Origin of the sequence: Duganella sp. OV510 (assembly GCF_900100205.1) — a bacterium.
GTDB lineage: Bacteria > Pseudomonadota > Gammaproteobacteria > Burkholderiales > Burkholderiaceae_D > Rugamonas.
Map to the genome: position 1 here is coordinate 66991 of NZ_FNEQ01000012.1, position 21813 is coordinate 88803.

At 64.5% G+C, this 21813-nt stretch carries 19 protein-coding genes; 7 read left to right on the top strand and 12 right to left on the bottom strand.

Features of this window, described 5'->3' with window-relative positions; translation table 11 throughout:
* Window positions 1-112 precede the first annotated feature (112 nt).
* The 4 genes from mltB to BLS51_RS25935 are packed head-to-tail and all read right to left on the bottom strand — an operon-like array spanning window position 113 to window position 5270.
* Entirely contained in the window at window positions 113-1270 is a 1158-nt protein-coding gene (gene mltB, locus BLS51_RS25920; protein ID WP_090191196.1) for a lytic murein transglycosylase B, read from the bottom strand.
* Entirely contained in the window at window positions 1261-3351 is a 2091-nt protein-coding gene (locus BLS51_RS25925) for a transglutaminase TgpA family protein (RefSeq protein WP_090191199.1), read from the bottom strand. Before BLS51_RS25925 ends, mltB begins: the two co-directional genes overlap by 10 nt.
* The gene (locus tag BLS51_RS25930) at window positions 3348-4343 is read right to left on the bottom strand and encodes a DUF58 domain-containing protein (RefSeq protein ID WP_090191202.1); all 996 of its coding nucleotides are present in this window, start codon (window positions 4341-4343) and stop codon (window positions 3348-3350) included. The genes BLS51_RS25925 and BLS51_RS25930 overlap by 4 nt, the downstream gene beginning before the upstream one ends.
* 6 nt (window positions 4344-4349) lie before the next feature.
* Window positions 4350-5270 (bottom strand): AAA family ATPase, encoded by a 921-nt coding sequence (locus BLS51_RS25935; protein WP_090191206.1) that lies wholly within the window; start codon window positions 5268-5270, stop codon window positions 4350-4352.
* A 45-nt stretch (window positions 5271-5315) separates the two neighbouring features.
* Here BLS51_RS25935 and BLS51_RS25940 point away from each other — a divergent pair, with 45 nt between their 5' ends.
* Window positions 5316-6242 (top strand): histone deacetylase family protein, encoded by a 927-nt coding sequence (locus BLS51_RS25940; protein WP_090191208.1) that lies wholly within the window; start codon window positions 5316-5318, stop codon window positions 6240-6242.
* On the opposite strand, the gene BLS51_RS25945 is transcribed toward BLS51_RS25940, so the two are convergent.
* Both BLS51_RS25945 and BLS51_RS25950 read right to left on the bottom strand, forming a co-directional pair.
* Complete coding sequence (locus BLS51_RS25945) at window positions 6239-8203, bottom strand: alpha/beta hydrolase family protein (protein WP_090191213.1); 1965 nt, start codon at window positions 8201-8203, stop codon at window positions 6239-6241. The two genes, BLS51_RS25940 and BLS51_RS25945, sit on opposite strands and share 4 nt — an antisense overlap.
* Window positions 8204-8258: 55 nt before the next feature.
* Complete coding sequence (locus tag BLS51_RS25950; protein WP_090191216.1) at window positions 8259-10250, bottom strand: OPT family oligopeptide transporter; 1992 nt, start codon at window positions 10248-10250, stop codon at window positions 8259-8261.
* Between the two features lie 122 nt (window positions 10251-10372).
* Between BLS51_RS25950 and ylqF the strand changes: the two genes are divergently transcribed.
* On the top strand, window positions 10373-11323 hold the full coding sequence (gene ylqF, locus BLS51_RS25955; protein ID WP_090191218.1) for a ribosome biogenesis GTPase YlqF: 951 nt from the start codon (window positions 10373-10375) through the stop codon (window positions 11321-11323).
* Window positions 11324-11415: 92 nt separating this feature from the next.
* Here ylqF and BLS51_RS25960 read toward each other — a convergent pair whose 3' ends face one another.
* Entirely contained in the window at window positions 11416-12210 is a 795-nt protein-coding gene (locus tag BLS51_RS25960) for a DODA-type extradiol aromatic ring-opening family dioxygenase (protein WP_090191221.1), read from the bottom strand.
* 267 nt (window positions 12211-12477) lie between these two features.
* Here BLS51_RS25960 and BLS51_RS25965 point away from each other — a divergent pair, with 267 nt between their 5' ends.
* The 5 genes from BLS51_RS25965 (at window position 12478) to BLS51_RS25985 (ending at window position 17163) form a co-directional block, all read left to right on the top strand.
* Complete coding sequence (locus BLS51_RS25965) at window positions 12478-14466, top strand: TonB-dependent receptor family protein (RefSeq protein WP_090191224.1); 1989 nt, start codon at window positions 12478-12480, stop codon at window positions 14464-14466.
* Window positions 14466-15335 carry a cobalamin-binding protein gene (locus BLS51_RS25970; RefSeq protein WP_090191226.1) on the top strand — a complete coding sequence of 290 codons (870 nt, stop codon included), beginning with the start codon at window positions 14466-14468 and terminating at the stop codon, window positions 15333-15335. Before BLS51_RS25965 ends, BLS51_RS25970 begins: the two co-directional genes overlap by 1 nt.
* A 76-nt stretch (window positions 15336-15411) precedes the next feature.
* Window positions 15412-16062, top strand: coding sequence for a thiol:disulfide interchange protein DsbA/DsbL (locus BLS51_RS25975; protein WP_090191231.1), 651 nt, complete (start codon window positions 15412-15414; stop codon window positions 16060-16062).
* 22 nt (window positions 16063-16084) lie between these two features.
* Window positions 16085-16417 (top strand): hypothetical protein, encoded by a 333-nt coding sequence (locus tag BLS51_RS25980; protein WP_090191234.1) that lies wholly within the window; start codon window positions 16085-16087, stop codon window positions 16415-16417.
* Window positions 16417-17163 carry an SDR family oxidoreductase gene (locus tag BLS51_RS25985; RefSeq protein WP_090191237.1) on the top strand — a complete coding sequence of 249 codons (747 nt, stop codon included), beginning with the start codon at window positions 16417-16419 and terminating at the stop codon, window positions 17161-17163. Before BLS51_RS25980 ends, BLS51_RS25985 begins: the two co-directional genes overlap by 1 nt.
* Before the next feature lie 18 nt (window positions 17164-17181).
* Here the strand turns inward: BLS51_RS25985 and BLS51_RS25990 are convergent, their stop codons facing one another.
* From BLS51_RS25990 to BLS51_RS26010, 5 genes are read right to left on the bottom strand one after another with little or no spacing between them, the layout of a single operon-like run.
* Window positions 17182-18081 carry a LysR family transcriptional regulator gene (locus BLS51_RS25990; RefSeq protein ID WP_090191240.1) on the bottom strand — a complete coding sequence of 300 codons (900 nt, stop codon included), beginning with the start codon at window positions 18079-18081 and terminating at the stop codon, window positions 17182-17184.
* Entirely contained in the window at window positions 18074-18934 is an 861-nt protein-coding gene (locus tag BLS51_RS25995; protein ID WP_090191242.1) for an efflux RND transporter periplasmic adaptor subunit, read from the bottom strand. Before BLS51_RS25995 ends, BLS51_RS25990 begins: the two co-directional genes overlap by 8 nt.
* A gap of 21 nt (window positions 18935-18955) precedes the next feature.
* On the bottom strand, window positions 18956-19156 hold the full coding sequence (locus BLS51_RS26000; RefSeq protein ID WP_090191245.1) for a DUF1656 domain-containing protein: 201 nt from the start codon (window positions 19154-19156) through the stop codon (window positions 18956-18958).
* Window positions 19146-21290 carry an FUSC family protein gene (locus BLS51_RS26005; protein ID WP_090191248.1) on the bottom strand — a complete coding sequence of 715 codons (2145 nt, stop codon included), beginning with the start codon at window positions 21288-21290 and terminating at the stop codon, window positions 19146-19148. The genes BLS51_RS26000 and BLS51_RS26005 overlap by 11 nt, the downstream gene beginning before the upstream one ends.
* 10 nt (window positions 21291-21300) lie before the next feature.
* A complete protein-coding gene (locus tag BLS51_RS26010; RefSeq protein WP_229207756.1) occupies window positions 21301-21747 on the bottom strand; it encodes a MarR family winged helix-turn-helix transcriptional regulator in 447 nt (148 codons plus the stop codon).
* Between the last annotated feature and the right edge of the window lie 66 nt (window positions 21748-21813).

Here is a 21813-nt window from a genome sequence, read left to right on the forward strand (position 1 = left end):
TGTTAAGCAGCCTATTTGATGCCTGTTAAGCACTAGTCTGCGCAAATTATTTCCAAGTGTCAACAAAACAATACCGTGGCGTGCGTCACGGTACAAGGCGTTTTACGCTTGCTTACATCCCTGAAGCAGCTGCTGGCGCACTGGCGCCGCCCCGCGCCAAGCGCACCGCCTGGCCCAGTTCCACCACCGACATGGCATAGAAGTAGCTGCGGTTGTATTGCGTAATCGCGAAGAAATTGTTGTTTGCGAGCCAATATTCAGTCGGATCAGCGCCGTTTTGCAAATCCACCAGGCCGTATAACTGGTCCGGTGCCGGCGTTGCCGTGGTCACGCCAGCGGCGCTCAGCTCGGCAGTGCGGTAGCTGGCTTTCAGCCCCTGCTGCAGCATCGGTTCCCAGGTGCGGTTGGGCGACACAGTAGCCGCCTGCACGATGGCGCCGGTTTGCTCGCGCTGCCAGCCGTGGCTGGTCAGGAAGGCGGCCACGCTGCCGATGGCGTCGCTGCTGGAGTTCAGCAGGTCGATCTTGCCGTTGCCGTCGAAGTCGACTGCATATTTCATCACACTGCTTGGCATGAATTGCGGCATGCCGATGGCGCCGGCAAACGAGCCTTTCAGCGACAGCGGATCGATGCCGGTCTGGCGCGCGAACAGCAGCGTGGCTTCCAGTTCGCCGCGGAAGAAGGCCATGCGCTCGCGCCGCTGCGGCGCTTCCGGATAGGAGAAGGCCAGCGTGGTCAGCGCGTCCAGCACGCGGAAGCGGCCGGTGTTGCGGCCGTAGACGGTTTCGACACCGATGATGGCGACGATGATCTCGGCCGGCACGCCATACAGTGATTCGGCACGGCTCAGCGCCTCGGCATTTTCGTTCCAGAACTTGACGCCGGCGTCGGTGCGCACCGGGTCGATCATCAGCTTGCTGTAGGCCTGCCAGTTCTTCGGCTTGCCCGGTGGCGCCGGCTTGACCAGTTGCACGGCGGCGTCGACATAGCGCACCTGATTGATTAGCGCGCCCAGTTCGGCGCGGTCGAAACCGTCGCGCTCGGCGACGTCATCGAGGAAGGCGCGGACTTCTTTCCAGTCGCCAAAGTTGACGTATTCGCCGGTGTAATCGGTGGCCGGCACTTTCTTTTTCGGCGCGGCCGGCTTTTTCTTTTTCTGTTGCATGCTTGGCGGCAGCTTGTAGCCGTAGCGGTCCACCTGCGCGGTGGCCGTGGTGCCAAGGGTGGCTGCGCTCAGCAGCAGGGCGGTGATCAAAGTCTTCATCGGCATAAAGGTAACAGGGTTTTCAGCGTCGCCAGCGACGCCGGGCGTGATTCGGTCTGCACGGCGGCATACTTCAGCATACCGTACAGGTGCAAAAACTGCTCCATCGCAGCGTGTTTTTCCTGGCTGGCCGGCATGGCGCGCAAGCGCGCCGCATAGCTGCGCGGCCCTTCGGACGGCCCGCGCACATAACCGTGGCGCGCCTGCTGCCGGCAAAAGGCCGCGTACAAGCCGTCCAGCACATCAGTCGGCCGCCGCAGGCGTTGCCAGCGCAGCAGCCACAGCAGGCCTGCCACCAGCACCGCCGCCAGGGCCGTGCGCCAGTTGCCGAAGGCGGTGCCTAGTTCTCCAAGGAAACTTCGCTGCCTATCGGGATTGTAATCCAGTACCCATTGATTCCAAGAATTATTCAACGCGGCGTAGCCAAATCGCAGTTGCGCCAGCCACGAATCCGGATCGTTTTGCAGGTCGATCAGCGGCCCGAGGCCGAAGGTTGCCGGCCGTGGCAGCGCCTGCGCCAAGTTGCGCTGCACCCGCTCGGGCGCCACGGCGGCGGTTGGATCGACCCGCTGCCAGCCGTTGCGCGCAGTCCAGATTTCGGCCCAGGCATGGGCGTCGGACTGGCGCACGGTGACAAAACCGTCGAGCGGATTGCGTTCGCCGCCCTGGTAGCCGGTGACCACGCGCGCGTGCACGCCCATGGCGCGCATCAGCACGACGTAGGCGCCGGCATAGTGTTCGCAGAAGCCGGTCTTGCTGTCGAACAGGAACTCGTCAACCGCGTTGCGCCCGGCCAGTGGCGGTTCCAGCGTGTAGCTGTAGTCCTGGGCGCGGAAGCGCGCCAGCACCGTCTGGCTGAGCTGCTGGGGGCTGGCGTCCGGCTGGCTGGTGTGCAGTTGTTGCGCCAGCGCCAGCGTGCGCGGGTTGTAGCCGGCCGGCAGTTCGAGCCAGCGCGCCATGCGTTGCGACTGTTCGCCGGCTTGCAACGTATAGCCGGTCCAGGCGCCGGTGGTGAAGCGTATGCGGCGGGTGATTGGCTCGGTGCTGAATTGCTCCATCTCGTCGGTGTCGCGCAGGCGGTAGCCGGGCAGGCTGAGCACCGGCGCCGATAGTTCCAGCAGGGCCAGCCAGCGGGTGTTGGCGGGCTCCAGCGTGGTTTCGTAGCGCACCGCCGGGCCGCGCGTGTGGATCGCGATGTCCAGCCGCTCCAGGCCGCGCTTGCGCGGCACGCGGGTCCAGGTGCGGCCGTCGTAGTCGCCCAGCACGATGCTGCGCCAGTACAGTTGATGCTGCGGTGGCGCCGGGCTGAGGAAACGTACGCGGAAGGCGACTTCGTCGGATTGCGCCAGCGACGACAGCGAGCCAGGCGCCATGCTGTCGCCCAGGCCGGTCTTGGCGCCGGCGGCGTCGCTGGGCAGGCCCCACAGCGGGCCCTGGATGCGCGGGAAGGCGACAAACAGCAGCAGCGCCAACGGCGCCGCCAGCGCTGCCAGCTTGGCCGTGGTGCGCAGGCGCTGGCGCAGCGGCGGAACGGCGCCGGTGTACTGGAACGACTGTTGCGCGGTCAGCAGCACCGTCAGCGCGGCGATGGCCCACAGCGCGCTGGGCATCGATTGCGAATACAGGAAGCTGGTCAGCAGCACGAAAAAGCTGAGGAAGGTGACGACGAACAGGTCGCGCCTGGCGTGCATTTCGAGCAGTTTGAAAGTGAGTAGCAGCACCAGCATGGCGACGCCTGCGTCGCGTCCCAACAACGTGCGGTAGGAAACATAGACGCCAGCCATCGCCGCCAGTGCTACTGGCACCAGCAGCCAGGCTGACGGCATGCGCCTGCCGCGCCAGGTGATGGCTGCGCGCCACAGCAGCGTGACGCAGGCGAGGGTGCTGATCCACAATGGAAGGTGCGGCAGGTGTGGCGCCAGCACCATCAAGGCGGCGAGCAGCAAGAGCAGCGTGTCCGATTTGTCGCGCGTCACCCGCAGCGCCAGCCGCGCGCGTGGTCGGCCGAGCGGCGCGGACGAGCGCGTCTCTTCGGCCGGCGAGACGGTCGTAGCGGAGCGTCTGTTGTCGGGTGGCGTGGCGCTCATGGCGTGTCCTCCTGGCCGTACAGGGCGAGGGCGCGCAGACAGGCGGCGCGGTGGGCGTCGCCGAGGGCGGGGCCGTAGTCGTGCTGCGCCAGCTGGAAGCGGTAGGGCAGCGCGCGCTGCTCGGCCTCCAGCACCCAGCCGGCCAGGCGCGACAGCTTGTGTTCCAGCGCCATCTGCGGCGGCAGCGCGGCGAAATCCAGCGCCAGCTCGGCCACCGCACCGCCTTCGAAATGCTTGGTCACCAGCTGCCCGCCCAGCGCCGGATCGTGGCGCGCGATCTGCCGCCACGCCAGGTGCCGCAGCGGATCGCCGGCCTGGTAGGCGCGGATGCCTGCAAAATTATCCAGCCCCACCGTGCCATGCCCATCCTCGCTGGCCGCGCCGGACGACGGCAGCGGTGCCGCCGGCAGTTCCGGCGCCGGATACACCAGCACCCGCGCATCCGGCTGCCAGTAGCTCCAGGCGCGGAACAGGCCGAGCGGAAAGCGGGTCACCAGCCGCACACGCGGCGCCGCCAGCCAGCCGCGTTGCAGCGCCGGCGCCGACAGTACCACCGCGCTGCTGGCGCCCGCAGCGATATCGCTCACCTGGCGCGGCTCGCCGTCCGCCTGAAAGCCCAGCCACACGGCAAAGCGGTCCGGCCCAGCTGGATTCTGCAGCAGCAGCTCAAACTGCGCCGACTCGCCGGCAAACACCGGCTGCGTGCGTCCCGGCGCCAACCGCAGCGCCGCCAGATTGCGCGCGGTCAGCACCATATCGGCCACCGCGCAAGCGCCAGCAAAGAAGGTCAGCGCGAAGCCGAGGCCGAGGTTGTAGTTCAGCGCGCCGATCAGCATTACCAGCAGCAGCACTGTGAACGCCAGCCCGGCACGGGTCGGCAGGATGAACACCCTGCGCATGGTCAGCGTCACCGTGCCCGGCTCGCTGTCGCGCAACTGGAACAGCCACTTGTCGCGGCCCTTGCGATACAGGGCTTGCAGCGCGGCCACCATGCTGGGCTAGACCGGCACCGAGGCCGCCAACTGCAACACCAGGTCGCGGCTGGCCAGCGCCACGCCATGCGCCGACTTCAGCGGCCGCAGCCGGTGCGCGCACACCGGCACCAGCACCGCCTGTACATCCTCCGGCAGCACGTGGTCGCGTCCCTCCAGCGCCGCCCACGCGCGCGCCGCCTGCAGCAGCGCAATTGCCGCACGCGGACTCAGTCCCTCGGCAAACATGCCGTTCTGGCGAGATGCCGCCGCCAGCGCCTGCACATAATCGACCAGCGCCGCCGATGCGTGAATCTGCCGCAGTCCTTGTTGCGCCTGTGCCAGCTCGTCCGCCGTCATCGCCGCCGGCAGCGTCTTTAGCAGCGTGCGGCGGTCCTCGCCCATCAACAGTGCGCGCTCGGCGGCCGCATCCGGATAGCCCAATGAAAGACACATCAGGAAACGGTCTAGCTGCGACTCCGGCAGCGGGAAAGTGCCCACCTGATGCGTCGGGTTCTGAGTGGCGATTACAAAGAACGGCTCCGGCAGCGCGCGCGTCACGCCATCGGCGCTGACCTGGCGCTCCTCCATCGCCTCCAGCAGGCCGGATTGCGTTTTCGGCGTGGCGCGGTTGATTTCGTCGGCCAGCAGCACCTGGGTGAACACCGGTCCCGGATGGAACACGAAGCCGTTGCGCTCGCGTTCATAAATCGAAATGCCGTTGACATCGGCCGGCAGCAGGTCGCTGGTGAACTGGATGCGATTGAAGCGCAAGCCCAGCGAAATCGCCAGCGCGTGCGCCAGCGTGGTCTTGCCGACGCCCGGCACATCCTCCACCAGCAGGTGGCCGCCAGCCAGCAGGCAGGCCAGCGCCTGGCGGATCTGCAACTCCTTGCCGACGATGATGTCGCCGACCTGACGTGCCACGGCATGCAATTTTGTGGTCATGATATGTATGGTAGATTAGCGCCTGAGGGGATTCTACAGAAAAACATGACCACCGCCATCTACAGCCATCCCGATTGCCAGCGTCACGACATGGGTGACTGGCACCCGGAATCACCGGCGCGCCTGCAGGCGATCGCCGACCAGCTCATCGGTTCGCATATCAGCGACCTGCTGGAGCACCGCGACGCACCGCTGGTCGACATCGCCGACCTGGAACGCAACCACAGCAAGAACGCCATCGCCATCGTGCGCGACAACGTGCCGGCCGAAGGCGACACCTACCCGCTTGACAGCGACACCTCGCTTAACGCCTGGAGCTGGCGCGCCGCCCAGCGCGCCGCCGGCGCCGCCGTGGCCGCCACCAACGCCGTGCTGGACGGCGAAATCGACAACGCCTTCTGCTCGGTGCGCCCGCCCGGCCACCACGCGCGGCCGATCGAGCCGATGGGCTTCTGCCTGTTCAACAACGTGGCGGTGGCCGCCAAGCACGCGCTGGATGTGCGCGGCTTGTCGCGCGTGGCCATCGTCGACTTCGACGTCCATCACGGCAATGGCACCGAGGAAGCCTTTCTGCACGAGCCGCGCGCGCTGATGGTCAGCTTCTTCCAGCACCCGCTATACCCGTACAGCGAGCCGCTGCCGATCACCGAGCACCTGGTCAACGTGCCGGTGCCGGCGCACACCAAGGGCGAGGCGGTGCGGCAGATCGTCACCGAACAATGGCTGCCGGCGCTGCACGCCTTCAAGCCGGAGATGATCTTCATCTCGGCCGGCTTCGACGCCCACCGCGAGGACGATATCGGCGGCATGGGCCTGGTCGAAGCCGACTACGCCTGGATGACCGAACAGATCATGACGGTGGCGCGCCAGCACGCCGGCGGCCGCATCGTCAGCTGCCTCGAAGGCGGCTACAACCTGTCGGCGCTGGGCCGCAGCGTGGTGGCCCACCTGAAGGCGCTGGCCGAGATCTAACGCAGGTTCTTGTCGAGGAAGGCCTCGACGCGGGTCCAGAAGTCGATGCGGCTCGCCGCGTGGCGCCAGCCGTGGCCCTCGTCGTAGGTGACATACTCGACGTTCTTGTTGTGCGCCTGCACCGCGTCGCGGAAGCGGTTGGCGTGGACGATCGGCACGCGCAGGTCTTCCAGGCCGTGCGCCATCAGCAGCGGCTGTTTCAGTTCGGCCGCGCGCAGCAGCGGCGAATACTGGTTGAACTGGGCGGCGTCCTGCTCCGGGTCGCCGATCAGCGTGCGCAGGCTGTAGTTCAGCGTCTCTTCCGAGGCGTCCGAATACGGCGTGTTGAACATCAGGCTGATGTCGGTGACGCCAGCCCACTCGACGCCGGCGCGGAAGATCTGCGGATGCTTGATCAGTCCCATCAGCGTGGCATAGCCGCCGTAGCTGGCGCCCATGATACCGATGCGCTTCGGATCGGCCCAGCCCTGCTTGACCGCCCACAGCGCGGCATCGGCCAGGTCGTCCTGCATGCTCATGCCCCATTGTTTCAGGCCTGCCTTGAAATGGTCGTAGCCGTAGCCGGTGCTGCCGCGAAATTCGGGCTGGATCACCACATAGCCGCGCGACGCCAGGAACTGCGCCTCGGCGTCCCAGTGCCAGAACACGCCGCGCACGTTGGGGCCGCCGTGCACCAGCACCACGGCCGGCCACGGGCCGCTGGCCGGACCGGGCGGCAGCGTCACATAGGCCGGGATCTGGCGGCCATCGCGGGCCCGGTAGTGGTGGAAGTCGCGCAGACCCATGTCCTTCGCTGCGATGTCCAGATGGGTCGAGCCCAGCGCCAGCAGCTTGCCGCTGGCGCGCTGGTACAGCACATAGGTGGTCGGCTGGCGGTCCGAGGCAGCCGACACCAGCAGCACCGGCCCTTGCAGGCATTCGTCGGCGCAATCGATGGTGTTGGTGGTGCCCGGCAGCAGCGCGTCGATTTTGGCCTGCTCGGCCTTCAACTGCGGATTAATCCACCAGGTGGTGCCAGCGTCGCCGTACAGGTGAACGCCCATCAGGCGGTGGCTGGCATAGTCGATCACCGGCACGCCTCTGAAGTCGAAGCCGGGCAGCGAAACGATCGGTTCGGCCTCCATCTTCAGCGTCCTCAGGTCGTAGCGGTACAGCGCGCCATAGCCCTTGTAATCTGCGCGCACGTACAGCGTGTCGTTGCCATCGAAGAACTTTGGCACGAAGCGGCTGTCGTAGCAGCCGCTGTTGTTGAGTTCCTTCCATTCGTTCTCGCCGGCGCGGCGATAGGAATAGATGCAGCGGCCGTTTTTCTGCGACAGCACGATGCGCGCCTGGCCATAGGTGTCGACCATCCAGTCCTTGACGGCCGGCGGTTGCGTGCCGTCCACCGCCGGGCGCAACTGGCGGGTGCGTGTGTTCAGGCGGTACATGCGCGACTGGTCCGGCGCGATGTCGATATTGTTCCAGCTATAGTGTTCGACCAGGATATCGTCCGAGCCGTCGCGGGTGGCGGCCGAGTAAAGATAGTCGGCGGTCAGCTTTTGCGAGCGGATATTGCTGCCGAGGCTATCCTGGCGGTGGCCCCAGTTGCCGGTGATCAGGTGGGTCAGTTCGCCGCCGTCGCGGTCGACCGCGACTTCTTCGAGGTTGCCCTGGAATTCGATCAGCAGATTTTTGACGGTAATGCCGATGCGCTTTTCATTGATCCAGTGCACGCTGTAGATCGTCTGGTCGGCCGACGCCTTGAACACGCCCTGGAACTGGGCGTCGCCATCGGTGCTGCGCACCGCCAGCACCGAGCCGCCGTCCGGCAGCGCCAGCACGGCCGCGACGTAGCCGCCCTTGGGCGACAGTTCGACATGGGAAACCTGGGGTGTCTCGAAAAAACTTTGGACCGGCGGAGCGGCGTGGGCGGAGCCGGCGATAGCGGCGAACAGCAGGGGCAGAACGTAGGTTTTCATACAGCCTCTATGATTGCAATACGGCAATCATAGAGGGGTATTGCTTTTTTGTCTATCAGCTTTGCTGATGGACGCTGGCGCCGTTGCGCGCCGACCAGCGATACAGGCCGCCGACGATGGCGGCACCAAGCAGCAGCGCAATGATCATGGTGGTGCCTTCACCCATGCTGTTGGCGATGGCCAGCGGTTCGCCCTTGCCGGACAAGACGATCAGGCCGGCCAGCGCGACGTTGAACAGGCTCTCGCCGACGATGAAGCCGGACATCACCAGCACGCCGATGCGCTTGGCCGACTCGCCGCCGGCCTTTTTCTCGACCGCGCGCTCGAACAGCCAGCCAGCGACGGCGCCAATCACCACCGGCGTGATCACCGCGCTTGGCAGGTAGATCGCCAGGCCGACGCCCAGCGGCGGCAGGCTGTACTTGTCGTTGCTGGCCTTTTTCAGCGCGAAGTTCACCAGCACCAGCGCCAGGCCGATCAGCGCGCCATAGCCAAGCAGATTCCATTGCAGGTTGCCGCCGATGACGCCCTTGGCCAAGGTCGAGATCAGCAAGGCTTGCGGCGCCGCCAGCGGCTGGTCCGAGATCGAATCCAGGTTGGGCGCGCCGACGAAGCCATTGGCGTGATTCAGCAGTTCCAGCACCGGCGGCACCACGCAGGAGCCGGCGGCCACGCCGATCAGCAGGCCGACCTGTTGTTTCCACGGCGTGGCGTTGACCAGCTGGCCGGTTTTCAAATCCTGCAGATTATCGTTGCCGATCACCGCCACCGCCAGCACCACGGTGGTGACGAACAGCGCGAAGGCGATCAGCGCCTGCGCCACTTCCGGGCCCATGATGCTGCGGCCGACGAAGCCGACGCTCAGCGCGGCGCCGAGAATGCCCAGGATGGCGATGCCGGATACCGGCGAGTTCGACGAACCGATCAGGCCCGCCATATAGCCGCATACCGCTGCCGCGAAAATACCGGCGATCAGGATGTAGCCGACGCCCACCGCCACCAGCGGCACCGACAGCGAGGCCAGCGGGCCGCCTTGCAGGAAGCTGGCCAGCAGCCAGCCGGCCGGCACCAGCGAAATCAGCGTCACCAGGCCGACGATGAAAATCGGGATGTCCATCTCGGTGCGTTCCAGCACGGCGCCGTCCAGCTTGGCCTTGCGCGCGGTGTCGATGGCCGACTTCAGGCCGCCGAGGATGGGCTTGGCCAGTCCGGCCAGCGTGATGATGGCGGCGATACCGATCACGCCGGCGCCCATCATGCGGACTTCCTTGGACCAGATGCTGAGCGCATGGTCAGCCACCGCCATGCCGGCGGCAGCAGGTGTCAGGCTGGTCATCAGCGGCACCAGGATGCCCCAGGCGATCACCAGGCCGGCCAGCATGGCGACGCCGACCGTGATGCCCATCAGGTGACCGGCGCCGATCAGCGCCAGCGAGCTGGAGGCGCCGATGCCGGTGGCGCCGGCGCCGGTGCGGAAGAAGATTGTCACTTCGGCAGCCATCAGCTTGGCGGCGGCGAAGGCGGCGAACACGGCCGAGGTCAATGCACCCCAGACCACCGCGCGCAGCCCGGCCTTGCCTTCAGCCGCGCCTTCGCGCGAGGCCATGCCGACTTTCAGCACTTCAGCGGCTGCCACGCCTTCCGGATATGGCAGCGACGATTGCGACACCAGCGCGCGGCGCAGCGGCACCGTGTACATCACGCCCAGCACGCCGCCGATGGCGCAGGCGCCAAAGGTCGGCCAGAACGGCACGTGCGCCCACCAGCCGATCATCAGCAGGCCGGGCAGGACGAAAATCACCGAGGCCAGCGTGCCTGCTGCCGAGGCGATGGTCTGAACGATGTTGTTTTCCTGGATGGTGGCGTCCTTGAACGCGCTCAGCAGCGCCATCGAAATCACCGCGGCCGGGATCGAGGTGGCGAAGGTCAGGCCGACCTTCAGGCCGAGGTAAACCTGGGCGGCGGTGAATACCAGCGTAATCAGAATGCCCAGAATAATCCCGCGAAGAGTGATTTCCCTCGGGTTGGACGGTGCAGCTATGCTCATCTTCAGCACTCCGGAGTTGTTGTTTGTATAATTTAAAGGGTAAAGCGCCCCATGATAAACGAATACCGGTCCCGTTAGCAGGTAAAATAGCGGGTTGTCAGAACGTTTTTGAAGGTCAGAGCATGTCGATACAATGGTACCCAGGGCATATGAATGCCGCCAAGAAGAAGGCGGCGGAACAGATGGAGAACACCGATCTGGTGATCGAGGTGGTCGACGCGCGCCTGCCCGAGGCCAGCACCAATCCGATGGTGGAGGAGCTGCGCAAGTTCCGTCAGCGTCCGTGCCTGAAGATCCTCAACAAGATTGATCTGGCCGACCCGGCCGCCACCGCTGCCTGGACCGCGTACTACAACGCGCAGGAAGGCGTGACCGCCTACGCGATGACCACCAAGAAGCCGGCCGACGTGGCGCGCATTCCGGAGCTGGCCAAGCAGCTGGCGCCGCATCGCGGCGTGCCGACCAAGCCGCTGCGCATCATGATCATGGGCATCCCCAACGTCGGCAAGTCGACGCTGATGAACGCCTTGCTGAAAAAGCGGGTGGCGAAAGTCGGCGACGAGCCGGCGGTGACCAAGCAGCAGCAGAAGCTCTATCTGGACAAGAACACCGTGCTGGTCGACACGCCCGGCATGCTGTGGCCGAAGATTGCGCTGCCAAGCGACGGCCTGATGCTGGCCGCCAGCCACGCGATCGGCTCGAACGCGTTGATCGAGGAAGAAGTGGCCGAGTTCCTGGCCGGCGAACTGCTGGTGCACTACCCGGAACTGCTGGTGGCGCGCTACGGCTTCAAGGAGCTGGAGAAATTTGACGCCATCGGCGTGGTGGAAGGTGTCGGCATCAAGCGCGGTTTCCGCCAGAAGGGTGGCGACCTGGATTACGAAAAGGCCGCCCACACCTTCCTCGGCGACTACCGCAGCGGCATCCTGGGCCGCATCTCGCTGGAAACGCCGGAGACGCGCAACGCCCGCCTGGCGCAACACGAAGCCGAGATGGCCGCCAAGGCCGCCGAGAAAGCCGCCATCGCCGCCGAAAAAGCCCGCGCCGCCGCCAACGGCAAGCGCGGCACCTAAACCCGGGGTCAGTTCCGCCAAACGTACACGAGCCCTGCCGTAGCGTCCGCTACGGCAGGGCTCGTGTACGTTTGGCGGAACTGACCCCGGTTCTAGCCGAAGCGGAAGCTGCTGACGGCGAGGGCGCCCATGAAGGCGTCTTCGTGGTACGGCACGCTGGCGGCATCTTGCTCTGCCGCGCCCAGCACCACCATCAGCGGCAGCAGGTGTTCCTCGCGCGGGTGCGCCATGCGCGCGGCTGGCGCCTGTTCCCATTGCATCAGCTGTGCCGTGCGCGCTTGCGGCGGCAGCGCCATGGTGGCGCGCAACCATCCATCAAAAGCGTGCGAAGCTGCCGCGCCGGCGGCGTTGAAGGCGCGCAGGTTATGGTAGCTCAAGCCGCTGCCGACAATCAGCACACCCTGCTCGCGCAACGGCGCCAGCAAGCGGCCGACTTCCAGGTGCTCGCGTGGATCCAGACCATATTTCAACGACAGCTGCACAATCGGCATATTCGCCTGTGGATACACCGGATACAGCGCGCTAAAGGTGCCGTGATCGAAGCCGCGCTGCGCGTCCAGCACCGCGTGATGGCCACCGGCTTCCAGCAGTTGCTGCACCTGCGCCGCCAGTTCCGGCGAACCCGGTGCAGGATATTGCACCTCATACGTGTGCGGCGGGAAGCCACCGTAGTCATAAATCATCGGCGGCTTTGGCGACGACGACAGCATGAAGTCGCGGCCTTCCCAGTGCGCGGTAATCACCAGCAGCGCTTTCGGTGTGACGCCGAGTTGGCGCGGGATGTCGCGCAGCGAGGCGTCCAGCTTGCCATACAGATGGCCGACCTGGTCCATCATGAACGGCCAGGGGCCGCCGCCGTGGGACAGGAAATAGGTAGGTAGTGTCATAGCGAATTCCTTTCAACCTTCACTATAGGCACTCATAGTTGCGGAATCAATGCAGTAAATATAGATGGATCATATCTAAAAACTGAATGATCTTGTCGGGCGTATAATGTCGCCTGTTCTGGCGCCAGGGAAACACGAATCCAAAGTGTGCTGCCCCCGCAACCGTAACCAGCCCGGATACCGGCCAGACGAGGGGGAGGCGTTGCCTCCCGTACGCTTCCAGTCTGCGGGGACGCAGGCGGATGGCTTTTTAGAAAACGATAAAACATGAACTCCTCCGCATTCCGTCCGCGCCTGCTGGCTGCCGCTGTATCCCTGTGCTTTGCCGCTCCCCTTGCTCACGCTGAAGAAGCCGATGTGGCGCAAGCCGGCCAGGCGCTGTCCTCGATTACCGTCACCGGCGCGCGCTTCGACGCCGATCCTTCGCTGACGCCTATCGGCGCCATCATCATCAGCGCGGATGAAATCCGCCGCTCCGGCGCCAGCGATGTCAATGCGGCGATCCGCAAGGTCGGCGGCGTGTACGGCCGCCAGTCGCTGGACGGCAGCCCGGACTTCGGCCTCGACCTGCGTGGCTTCGGCACCAACAGCAGCCAGAATCTGGTGATCGTGCTGGATGGCGTGCGCCTGTCCGAGAATGAACTGGGCAACGCCATCCTGTCGACCATTCCGGTCGATACCGTGGACCGCATCGAAATCACCCGCGGCGGCGCCAGCGTGCTGTATGGCGGCGGCGCCACCGGTGGCGTGATCAATATCGTCACCAAGCGTCCGCAGGCCAATACCAGCCGCGCCAGCATGTTTGTCGAAGGTGGCCAGTTCCACGCGGGCGAAGTGCGCCTGTCCGGCGCCCAGGCCTGGGACAATTTTGCGGCCGACGCTACGCTGGACACCCAGCGCACCGACAACTACCGCGACAACAACGAATTCAAGCAAACCCAGTTCAGCGGCGGCGCGCAATGGTTTGCCAACCAGTTCGATCGCGTCGGCTTCCGTTATGAAGGCGCGCGCCAGGACATGCAATTTGCCGGCGCGCTGAGCGAAGCGCAGTTCAACGCCAATCCGCGCCAGACGCTGACGCCGAATGACAACGGCTCGCTCGACAGCGACCGCCTGACCGTGTTCGGCCAGCATCGCCTGTATGGCCATGACCTCGCCGCCGATCTGTCGTATCGCAAGAAGACGGTGGAGTCGATGTACGTGTCCTCGTTTGGCGTATCCACCGGCCGCTATGAAAGCAAGCAGTGGCAGTTCTCGCCGCGCGTGCGCAAGCTGGGCGCGATCAACGGCATGGTCAATGAGCTGGTGGCCGGTTTCGATTTCACCAAATGGGACCGCACCACCGATGCGGCATCCGGCGGTTTCGCCTACTCCGCCGCCGACGCCGAGCAGAAATCAAAAGCGCTGTACGTGCGCGATGAACTGCGCTTCGATCCGGTCCACGAGGGCCGCATCTCGGCTGGTGTGCGCCGCGAGATCTTCGACAAGGACTACGCTGATCCGCTGGCCTCCGCCGCCTACGACGCCAAGCAGGCGCTCAATGCGTGGGAACTGCAAGCGAGCTATATGCCGGTGACGAACGTGACGGTATTTGGCAAGCTGGGGCAGAGCTTCCGCGTCGCCACCTCTGACGAGGATTCCTACACGCCGGTTTTCAACAAACCGTTGGCGGCGCAGCAGTCGCATGACGCGGAACTGGGCCTGAGCTACGCTGATGCCGTCCGCAAAATCACCGCACGCGTGTTCCGTCATAACCTGACCAATGAGATCTTCTTCGATCCAACGGCGAACGTCTACGGCGCCAACACCAACCTCGATCCAACGCGCCGTCAGGGCTTTGAACTGGATGCGGAGCACAAGCTCAATGCGGCATGGGCGGTCAACGCGCACTACCAGCACGTGCAGGCCAAGTTCCGCGAAGGCGTCAACGACGGCAAGGAGATGGTACTGGTGCCGAAAAACACGCTGTCCGCGCGCCTGGCCTGGACCGGCGCCAGCCAAACCGCCGACGTGGGCGTGCAGTGGACCGACAAGCAGCGCTATGGTTCCGACTTCGCCAACGACTGCTCGGGTCAAATGCCGTCCTACACCACGCTGGACGCACGCTATGCGCGCACCTTTGGCCAGTGGGAGTGGGCCGTATCGGGCCAGAACCTGACGGACAAGAACTACTACTCGCAAGCCTTCAGCTGCAAAGGTGGCATCTATCCATCCAACGGTCGCCAGTTGAAGCTCTCGGCGCGCTACGAGTTCTGATGCGCACACTCGCATTGTTGCTGGCGCTGGCCGGCACCGCTGCACACGCCGCCATCACGGTGCAGGACGACGCGGGCAATCGCGTCACGCTGGCCAGGCCGGCGCTGCGCGTGATCTCGACCGCGCCGCACATCACCGAGCTGCTGTTTGCAGCCGGTGGTGGCGAGCGCGTGGTCGGCGCCATGAACTACAGCGACTATCCGGAAGCGGCCAAGCGCCTGCCGGTGATCGGCACCAACGCGCAGATCGACATGGAGCGCCTGCTGGCGCTGCGTCCGGATCTGCTGGTGGTATGGCAGACCGGGAATACCGAGCGCCAGCTGGCGCAGCTGAAAAGCCTGGGCATTCCGATCTTCTACAGCGAACCGAAAAAGCTCGACGACATCGCCACCAGCCTGACCCGCCTGGGCCAGCTGCTGGGCACCGACGCTGCCGCGCAAGCTGCCGCCCGCGACTATCGGCAGAAGATCGGCAAGCTATCCGCCAGCTATGCCCAGCGGTCGCCGGTGCGGGTGTTCTACCAGATCTGGGAGAAGCCGCTGTTCACGCTGAATGGAGAGCACATCGTCAGCGATGCGTTGCGCGTCTGCGGCGGCAGCAATATCTTTGCCGGCCTCAAAGTCACCGCGCCATCGGTCAGCACCGAAGCAGTGTTGCAGGAGAACCCGGAAGCCATTATCGGCAGCGAGCAGCATGACGGCCAAGCTGGCATCAACATCTGGCGGCCGTACAAAGGCTTGCAGGCGGTCCAGCGCGACAACCTGTTCATGCTGGACAGCGAGTTGCTGGTGCGCGCCACACCGCGCATTGCCGATGGCATGGTCGTGTTGTGTGAGAAGCTGGAAGCGGCCCGCAAACGCCGTCCTTAAACCCGGCTTAATCACTGCGCCGGCGCAGGGAAAAAGTGGTAATCTGCCGCGTTTATCGCCTATTTGAAGGATTGTCATGCGTTTGCTGAACCTGCTGCGCCCACTGGTCGCCACTCTTGCCTTTGTGGCTGCTGCCGCAGGCGCCGCCGATTTCAAGAATGGCCTGGACTACAACACTGTCGACGGCCCGCGTCCCGAGACCGGCAAAAAGGTCGAGGTGCTGGAATTCTTCATGTACCACTGCCCGCACTGCAATGTGCTTGATCCGTTGCTGGCCAGCTGGGTCAAAAAGAACGGTGACAAGGTCGTGTTCCGCCGCATGCACATGGGCGACGATGCCCAGGCGCGCGCTTTCTACACGCTGGAGGCGCTGAATATCACCAATCTGCATGAAAAGATCTTCCACGCCATCCACGTCGACCGCAATCGCCTGAATACCGATCAGGCGCTGCTGGATTTCCTGGTGAAGAACGGCGTCGACAAGACCAAATATTTGGCCGCCTTTAATTCCTTCGGCGTTCAGGCTAAACTGAAACGCGCGCAGCAGGTGGCTGCGCAGTATAAACTGGACAGCGTGCCGGCTTTGGTCGTTGATGGCCGTTACACCACCTCGCCGGTGGTGGCGGGTCACGGTGTATCGTCGGCCGAGGAAGCACATAAAGCCATGTTCGCGGTGGTCGACAGCCTGGTGGTCAGGTCGCTGCAGGAACGCGCCGCGAAGAAGTAATCAAGGAAGGACGGATAAGAAAATGAAATTCCCACGCAACGAGCGAGAGGAAGCTGAAGGCCAGGTGATGAAGATTTACAAGGAATCTTCGCCTGCGCTGGAGACGCTGTTTGAATGGTCCTACATCAATCACGTGGCATGGAGCCTGGTGATTGTGTTTATGGGCGTGATTTTCTGGATGGGCATCGCGCTGGTCAATGCCGAGAACCAGCGCAATGCGCTGATCAACAAGCAATGCCGCGATCCGGTCTTCAAGACTGAACTGGACAAGAAATGCCTGCGCAGCGTGGAGTCGCGCGATCACTGGTGGCAGCACCTGACTTACGCGATGTCCAACCTGAGCCCGGAGAAGTAATGAAACAGGTCTTGCTGGTGACTGGCAGCAGCCGTGGCATCGGCGCGGCGACCGCGCTGCTGGCCAGCCGCCGTGGCTACGCGGTCTGCATCAATTATCACAGCAACGCCGCAGCGGCCGAGCAGCTGCGCGCGCAGATTGCCGGCGAGGGCGGTGAAGCGATCGCCGTGCAGGCCGATGTCGGCGTCGAGACGGACGTACTGCGGCTGTTCACCACCATCGACGAGGAACTGGGGCCGCTGACGGCGCTGGTCAACAATGTCGGCGTGCTGGAGCAGCAGGGACAGCTGGCCGATATGTCGGCCGAACGTCTGCAACGCGTGCTGAGCACCAATGTGCTGAGCTACTTCCTGTGCAGCCGCGAAGCGGTGCGGCGCATGTCCACCGCGCGCGGCGGGCAGGGCGGCGGCATCGTCAACGTATCGTCGGGCGCTGCGCGTCATGGCGGCGGCAACGTGTATGTCGACTACGCCGCCAGCAAAGGCGCGGTGGATGTGCTGACGCTTGGCCTGTCCAAGGAAGTCGGCCCGGAAGGCATCCGCGTGAATTGCGTGCGGCCGGGGATCGTCTATACCGACATCCACGCCAGCGGCGGCGATGCAGATCGGGTCAACAAACTGGCGTCCACGGTGCCGTTGGGACGCGGCGGCCAGCCGGAGGAAATCGCCGAAACCATCCTGTGGCTGCTCGGTCCTCAATCTTCCTACGTCAGCGGCGCCATCATCGACGCCGCCGGCGCGCGCTAGGCTGGCCTGCAGAGGCGCTTACGCCAGCTCGGCGAAGCGCTGCTGCAAATAGGCGATCAGCAGCGCCACGCGTGGCGGCTGGTAGCGGTCGCGGTGGTACAGCAACGTCAGTGGTTCGCTGTCGGTGAAGTATTCGTCCAGTACCGTTGCCAGCCTGCCGCAGCGCAGATCATCCGAAATATCCAGCAGTGCCTTATACGCATAGCCTCGGCCGGCGATGGCCCACCTGCGCAGGATTTCGCCATCATTGCTCTGCTGCCCGCGCTGCACGCGCACGGAGCGACGTTCGTCCGCCTCGTCGTTGGTGCAGTAGCGCCACTCCTGCATGGCGCCCATGGCCGTCACCAGCACCAGCGCTGGAAAGTATGCCAGGTCTTCCGGCGTCGCCGGACCGCCGGTGCGTGCGATCAGTGACGGCGCCGCGCACACCACGCGCCGGCTGGGCGCCAGCACCCGCGTCACCATGTCGTTGCCGGCCAGCTGGCCGTAGCGCAGCACCAGGTCCGGATCATCCTGCACCATGTTGGAGGCGTTGCCGCTCAAGGTCAGCGCATACTGTATGTCCGGATGGCGGGCGCGAAAATCGTCCAGCATCGGCATCAGCACATTGCGGCCCAGGTCCGATGGCGCCGAAATCTTTACCACGCCGCGCACGCTGCTGGTGCCGGCTTGCAAGCTGGCTTCCGCTTCGCTCATCAGCGCCATCGCCTGTTCGGCAAAGTGGCGGTATAGACGGCCTTCCTCGGTCAGTCGCAACTGGCGCGTGGTGCGCTCGAACAGCTTGACCTGCAAGGACGCTTCCAGCCGCTGGATGCTGGCGCTGGACGCCGCCGGCGACAGGCCCTGCTTGCGGCCTGCGGCCGAAAAGCTGCCCAGCTGTGCGGCGTCGATAAACAGGCGTATCAGGTTGTTATCCATGGATCACCACAGTGCAGGTGGTGCCGGCCACCAGTTCCAGGTCTTTCGGCTTACCATCGATGTGGATGCGCACCGGCACGCGCTGCGCCAGGCGCACCCAGTTGAAAGTTGGATTGACGTCGGCCAGCAGCTCGCGGCCCAGGTTCGCATCGCGGTCGGTGATGCCGCGTGCGATGCTCTCGATGTGGCCTTGCAACTGCGCCGCGCCACTCATCATGTGCACTTCCACCTTGTCGTTCACCTTCAGCAGCGGCAGCTTGGTTTCTTCGAAATAGCCGACCACGTAAAACGATGAGGCGTCGATCAGCGCCAGCTTGGCCGCGCCGACGGCGGCAAAATCGCCCGGATGAACATTCAGGTTGGTGACGTAGCCGGTGACCGGCGCGCGCACCACGGTGCGTTCCAGGTTCAACTCAGCCAGTTCGCGCGCAGCGGCTGCGGCCTGGTATTGCGCCGAAGCGGTGCCTACTGCCGCTTGTGCGGTTTCCTTGCTCTCTGCCGAGACGATGGTGTCGTCGAGGCCCGCGCGGCGTTTGGCCTCCTGCGTGCGGCGGCCTTTTTCCACCTGCTGCGACGCCAGCAGCGCTTTCGATTGCGCCAGCGCGTTCTCGTAGCGCGCTTTGTCAACGATGAACAGCACATCGCCTTTCTGCACCAGCTGGTTATCGTGTACCAGCACTTCGGTCACGGTGCCCGCCACGTCGGTGCTGATGGTGATGACGTCGGCCTTGACGCGGCCGTCGCGGGTCCAGGCGGATTCCATGTAATGATCCCAGGCCGAACGGCCCATCCACAGGGCCGCCGCCAGCAACAGCATGGTCAGGCAAAAACGAAAAATTTTAGATGCGCTCACAGAAGGCTCTCAAAGATAAAGTTATTTGTACAGGGTGACCAGAAGGGCGCTGAAGATGCAGACGAACATGCACAGTCGCACTAGCGCAGGGTGCCAGCTGCTGCGATACGCGCCGATGTGGCTCAATACCGCATCCAGCGCCAGTTGCAGCAGGCCGCTGAGCAGGAACACCGGCAGTACGCCGGGTAGCAGCACGCCAAAAAAGTCAATTTCACGCGGCACGGATATCTCCTGTCGAAAGCTGGTCCAGCAAGGACGTATAGATGGAATGTAGATCGGTCAGCGCCGTGTTCAGCCGCGCGCGGCGCTCATGCTGCGCATCGGGTAGCACATCGGACAGTGCAGCGCGCACGGCGCTGCCGGCGTCAAGGATGGCTTGCAGCGCGGTTTCGCCGGTGGCGTGCGACGGCGCATGCAGATAGGCGGCCAGCTGGCGCAGCACCACTTCCAGGCTGTCGCGCGCAGCGCCTGCATGCGAGGCGGCGATCAGCTGGCGCAGCTCGATGACGGCGTGGCCCAGTTCCAGCAAGGTCAGGCCCTGGCGCACCACCGCGCGCGTTTCGGCGCTTGGCGCCGGGCCGGCAGCGGCATTCAGTTGGCTCAGCAGGTCGCGCACGCGGTTGTCGAAGCGGCGCTTCAGGCGATACAGGCTTTTGGTGCAGGCATTTTGCGCTTCGCGCCACAGCGCGGCGGCGACGTGGCCGCGATGGCCCATCGTATGCTCGGGCAGCACCACCTTGAACATCAGGTAGGCCACCACTACGCCCATGGTCAGCGACAGTTCGCTGCTGACGAAGGATTCAACGTCGTAGCGCATCATATTCATCGGCACCACCAGCGTGGCCGAGAACATGCCCATGCCGATGCCAACGCCGGCCCAGCGCGGGCCGCTGCACAGGTAGGCGGCGAAGGAGAACAGCGGCAGCGCCGCCAGCGCCATCGGAAAGAAGCTGTCCGACCTGGCGATCATGAAGAATTCGGTGATGAAGTCCAGCGGTATCGCCAGCAGAAAGCCGATCAGCACCTGCTGCACCAGCGCTGTCGGCCGTGGCGACGACGAGGCCAACGCGCAGAAGATCGTCGCCATCAGAATCGCGTTGACCATGCCTGGCCACGCCAGCCAGTACCACATGGCGGCGGTCACCAGCAGCGTGGCGCCGGCGCGGAAACCGCTGGCGGCGATGATGGCTGGCGGCGTCTTCGGCGAATATGAACCGGGATCGCTGACCTGCTGGCGCTTCTGCTGCGCCAGGCCGTGATACAACGCGGCGAAATCAGCCAGGTCGCCGGCGAAGCGTTCCAGCAGCTCAACCGCCGTGTCGAAGTCGATCTGCAGCGCGCGTTCCGGCGCCGGGCCGGCGCTCAATCGCGCGCGCGCGGCGGCGATATCGTTGGTCAGCGTGCCACGCATCTGCGCCAACCGCGCCGAGGTCAGATCCTCGCCCAGCGTCTTTGCCAGATGCGCGTATATCGGTTCCACCAGCGCCAGCACCGGGCCTGCGCCTGCCATGCGCAGGCGGTGGTACAGGCGATGCAGCGTGTAGAAGGTGGTCAGCGCGGTCATGAAGGCGGCGTTGAAGGCGTGCAGCTGACGCGTGTGCGAGCGCGAATGACCGGCTTCAAAGAAGGCGGCGGCACGCCCCGATTCCAGCGCGGCGATATCAGCGGCAAACTTCAGGTGGTTTAACTCCGCCTCCGCCGGTGTGATGCGGTGCTCCAGCACCTGGCGGCAGAAGCCGATAAAGCCGGCGTAGCGCGCCTGCACGGTGCGCATTACCGCGCGCGAATGACGGCGCGGGAAGATCACGTCATGCACCACCGCCGAACAGAGGATGCCCAGGCTAACTTCCGTCACACGCGTTACCGCCAGCATGAACACGCCGGATGGCGCATCGACCGCCGGCACCGCGATCATCACCGCCGTGTACCCGGCCAGCACAAAGCTGTACGACTGCTGGTTGCGGTGCATGGCCGCGCCGCCGGTGCACAGCGCCACCCACAGCGCCAGGCCGAGAAACAGCACGATCGGCGTCTGCGGAAACAGCGCCACCAGCGTCAACGCGGCGGCGCAGCCGACCAGCGTGCCGAGAAAACGGTGCAGGGCTTTTTCCAGCACCATGCCGCTGCTGGGCAGGGCCAGCACGATGGTGGTGGCGAGGGCGGTGAAAGGGGAGTCGAGGCCGAGACGGAAGGCCAGCCACAAGGCGGAGAAGGCGGCCAGCATGGCGCGCACCACGTAGATCCAGCGTTCGCCTTCGGTGTTCAGCCAGTCGGCGGTTTCCTTGCGTACCCAAATGAAGGCTCTCCGCGCCGCGCTGTGGTCCGAAGAAGGCGAGGCGGCGGGAGATGCGTTCATGTGCTCAGGTCTAAGTGATTGATTCTAAATTATCGAGCTGCCGTTTCAGCAGCGCTTCCAGTTGTTTTACTTCTTCCGCACTATAGCCATCGTAGGCGCGGGTAGTGGTGCTCCATACCTCCGGCAGCACCTTCTCGGCCAATGCGCGGCCCTCGTCGGTCAGCGAGATCATCACGCAACGGCGGTCGCCGGGCCGGTTGCCACGGGTGATCAGGCCCTGCGATTCCAGGTCGTTGCACACGCGCGTCAGGTTGGCGGGCTTCTCCATGCAGGCTTCGCCCAGCGTCGATGCCGTCGAGGTTTCATTGTCCGAACCGTATAGCACTGCCAGCACCATGTAGCTGGCGTCGACCAGCTCATACTTGCGCAACGCGGCGTTGCTCAAATCTTTCATCCGTTTCTGGATGTGGTAAGTCATGCGCAACAGGCGCATCAGCTCCTCTGGAAACTCCGGCATTCGGCCATGGATGTTTTTTAGGCGTTTTTTAGTCGCTTCAAAACTACTCATTGCCACTCCTCTAAT

Excerpts from the sequence above, each read along its gene's own strand:
- mltB (WP_090191196.1), bottom strand. The coding sequence starts at position 1,270 with ATGCCGATGAAGACTTTGATCACCGCCCTGCTGCTGAGCGCAGCCACC.
- BLS51_RS25925 (WP_090191199.1), bottom strand. The coding sequence starts at position 3,351 with ATGAGCGCCACGCCACCCGACAACAGACGCTCCGCTACGACCGTCTCG.
- BLS51_RS25930 (WP_090191202.1), bottom strand. The coding sequence starts at position 4,343 with ATGGTGGCCGCGCTGCAAGCCCTGTATCGCAAGGGCCGCGACAAGTGG.
- BLS51_RS25935 (WP_090191206.1), bottom strand. The coding sequence starts at position 5,270 with ATGACCACAAAATTGCATGCCGTGGCACGTCAGGTCGGCGACATCATC.
- BLS51_RS25940 (WP_090191208.1), top strand. The coding sequence starts at position 5,316 with ATGACCACCGCCATCTACAGCCATCCCGATTGCCAGCGTCACGACATG.
- BLS51_RS25945 (WP_090191213.1), bottom strand. The coding sequence starts at position 8,203 with ATGAAAACCTACGTTCTGCCCCTGCTGTTCGCCGCTATCGCCGGCTCC.
- BLS51_RS25950 (WP_090191216.1), bottom strand. The coding sequence starts at position 10,250 with ATGAGCATAGCTGCACCGTCCAACCCGAGGGAAATCACTCTTCGCGGG.
- ylqF (WP_090191218.1), top strand. The coding sequence starts at position 10,373 with ATGTCGATACAATGGTACCCAGGGCATATGAATGCCGCCAAGAAGAAG.
- BLS51_RS25960 (WP_090191221.1), bottom strand. The coding sequence starts at position 12,210 with ATGACACTACCTACCTATTTCCTGTCCCACGGCGGCGGCCCCTGGCCG.
- BLS51_RS25965 (WP_090191224.1), top strand. The coding sequence starts at position 12,478 with ATGAACTCCTCCGCATTCCGTCCGCGCCTGCTGGCTGCCGCTGTATCC.
- BLS51_RS25970 (WP_090191226.1), top strand. The coding sequence starts at position 14,466 with ATGCGCACACTCGCATTGTTGCTGGCGCTGGCCGGCACCGCTGCACAC.
- BLS51_RS25975 (WP_090191231.1), top strand. The coding sequence starts at position 15,412 with ATGCGTTTGCTGAACCTGCTGCGCCCACTGGTCGCCACTCTTGCCTTT.
- BLS51_RS25980 (WP_090191234.1), top strand. The coding sequence starts at position 16,085 with ATGAAATTCCCACGCAACGAGCGAGAGGAAGCTGAAGGCCAGGTGATG.
- BLS51_RS25985 (WP_090191237.1), top strand. The coding sequence starts at position 16,417 with ATGAAACAGGTCTTGCTGGTGACTGGCAGCAGCCGTGGCATCGGCGCG.
- BLS51_RS25990 (WP_090191240.1), bottom strand. The coding sequence starts at position 18,081 with ATGGATAACAACCTGATACGCCTGTTTATCGACGCCGCACAGCTGGGC.
- BLS51_RS26005 (WP_090191248.1), bottom strand. The coding sequence starts at position 21,290 with ATGAACGCATCTCCCGCCGCCTCGCCTTCTTCGGACCACAGCGCGGCG.
- BLS51_RS26010 (WP_229207756.1), bottom strand. The coding sequence starts at position 21,747 with ATGCCGGAGTTTCCAGAGGAGCTGATGCGCCTGTTGCGCATGACTTAC.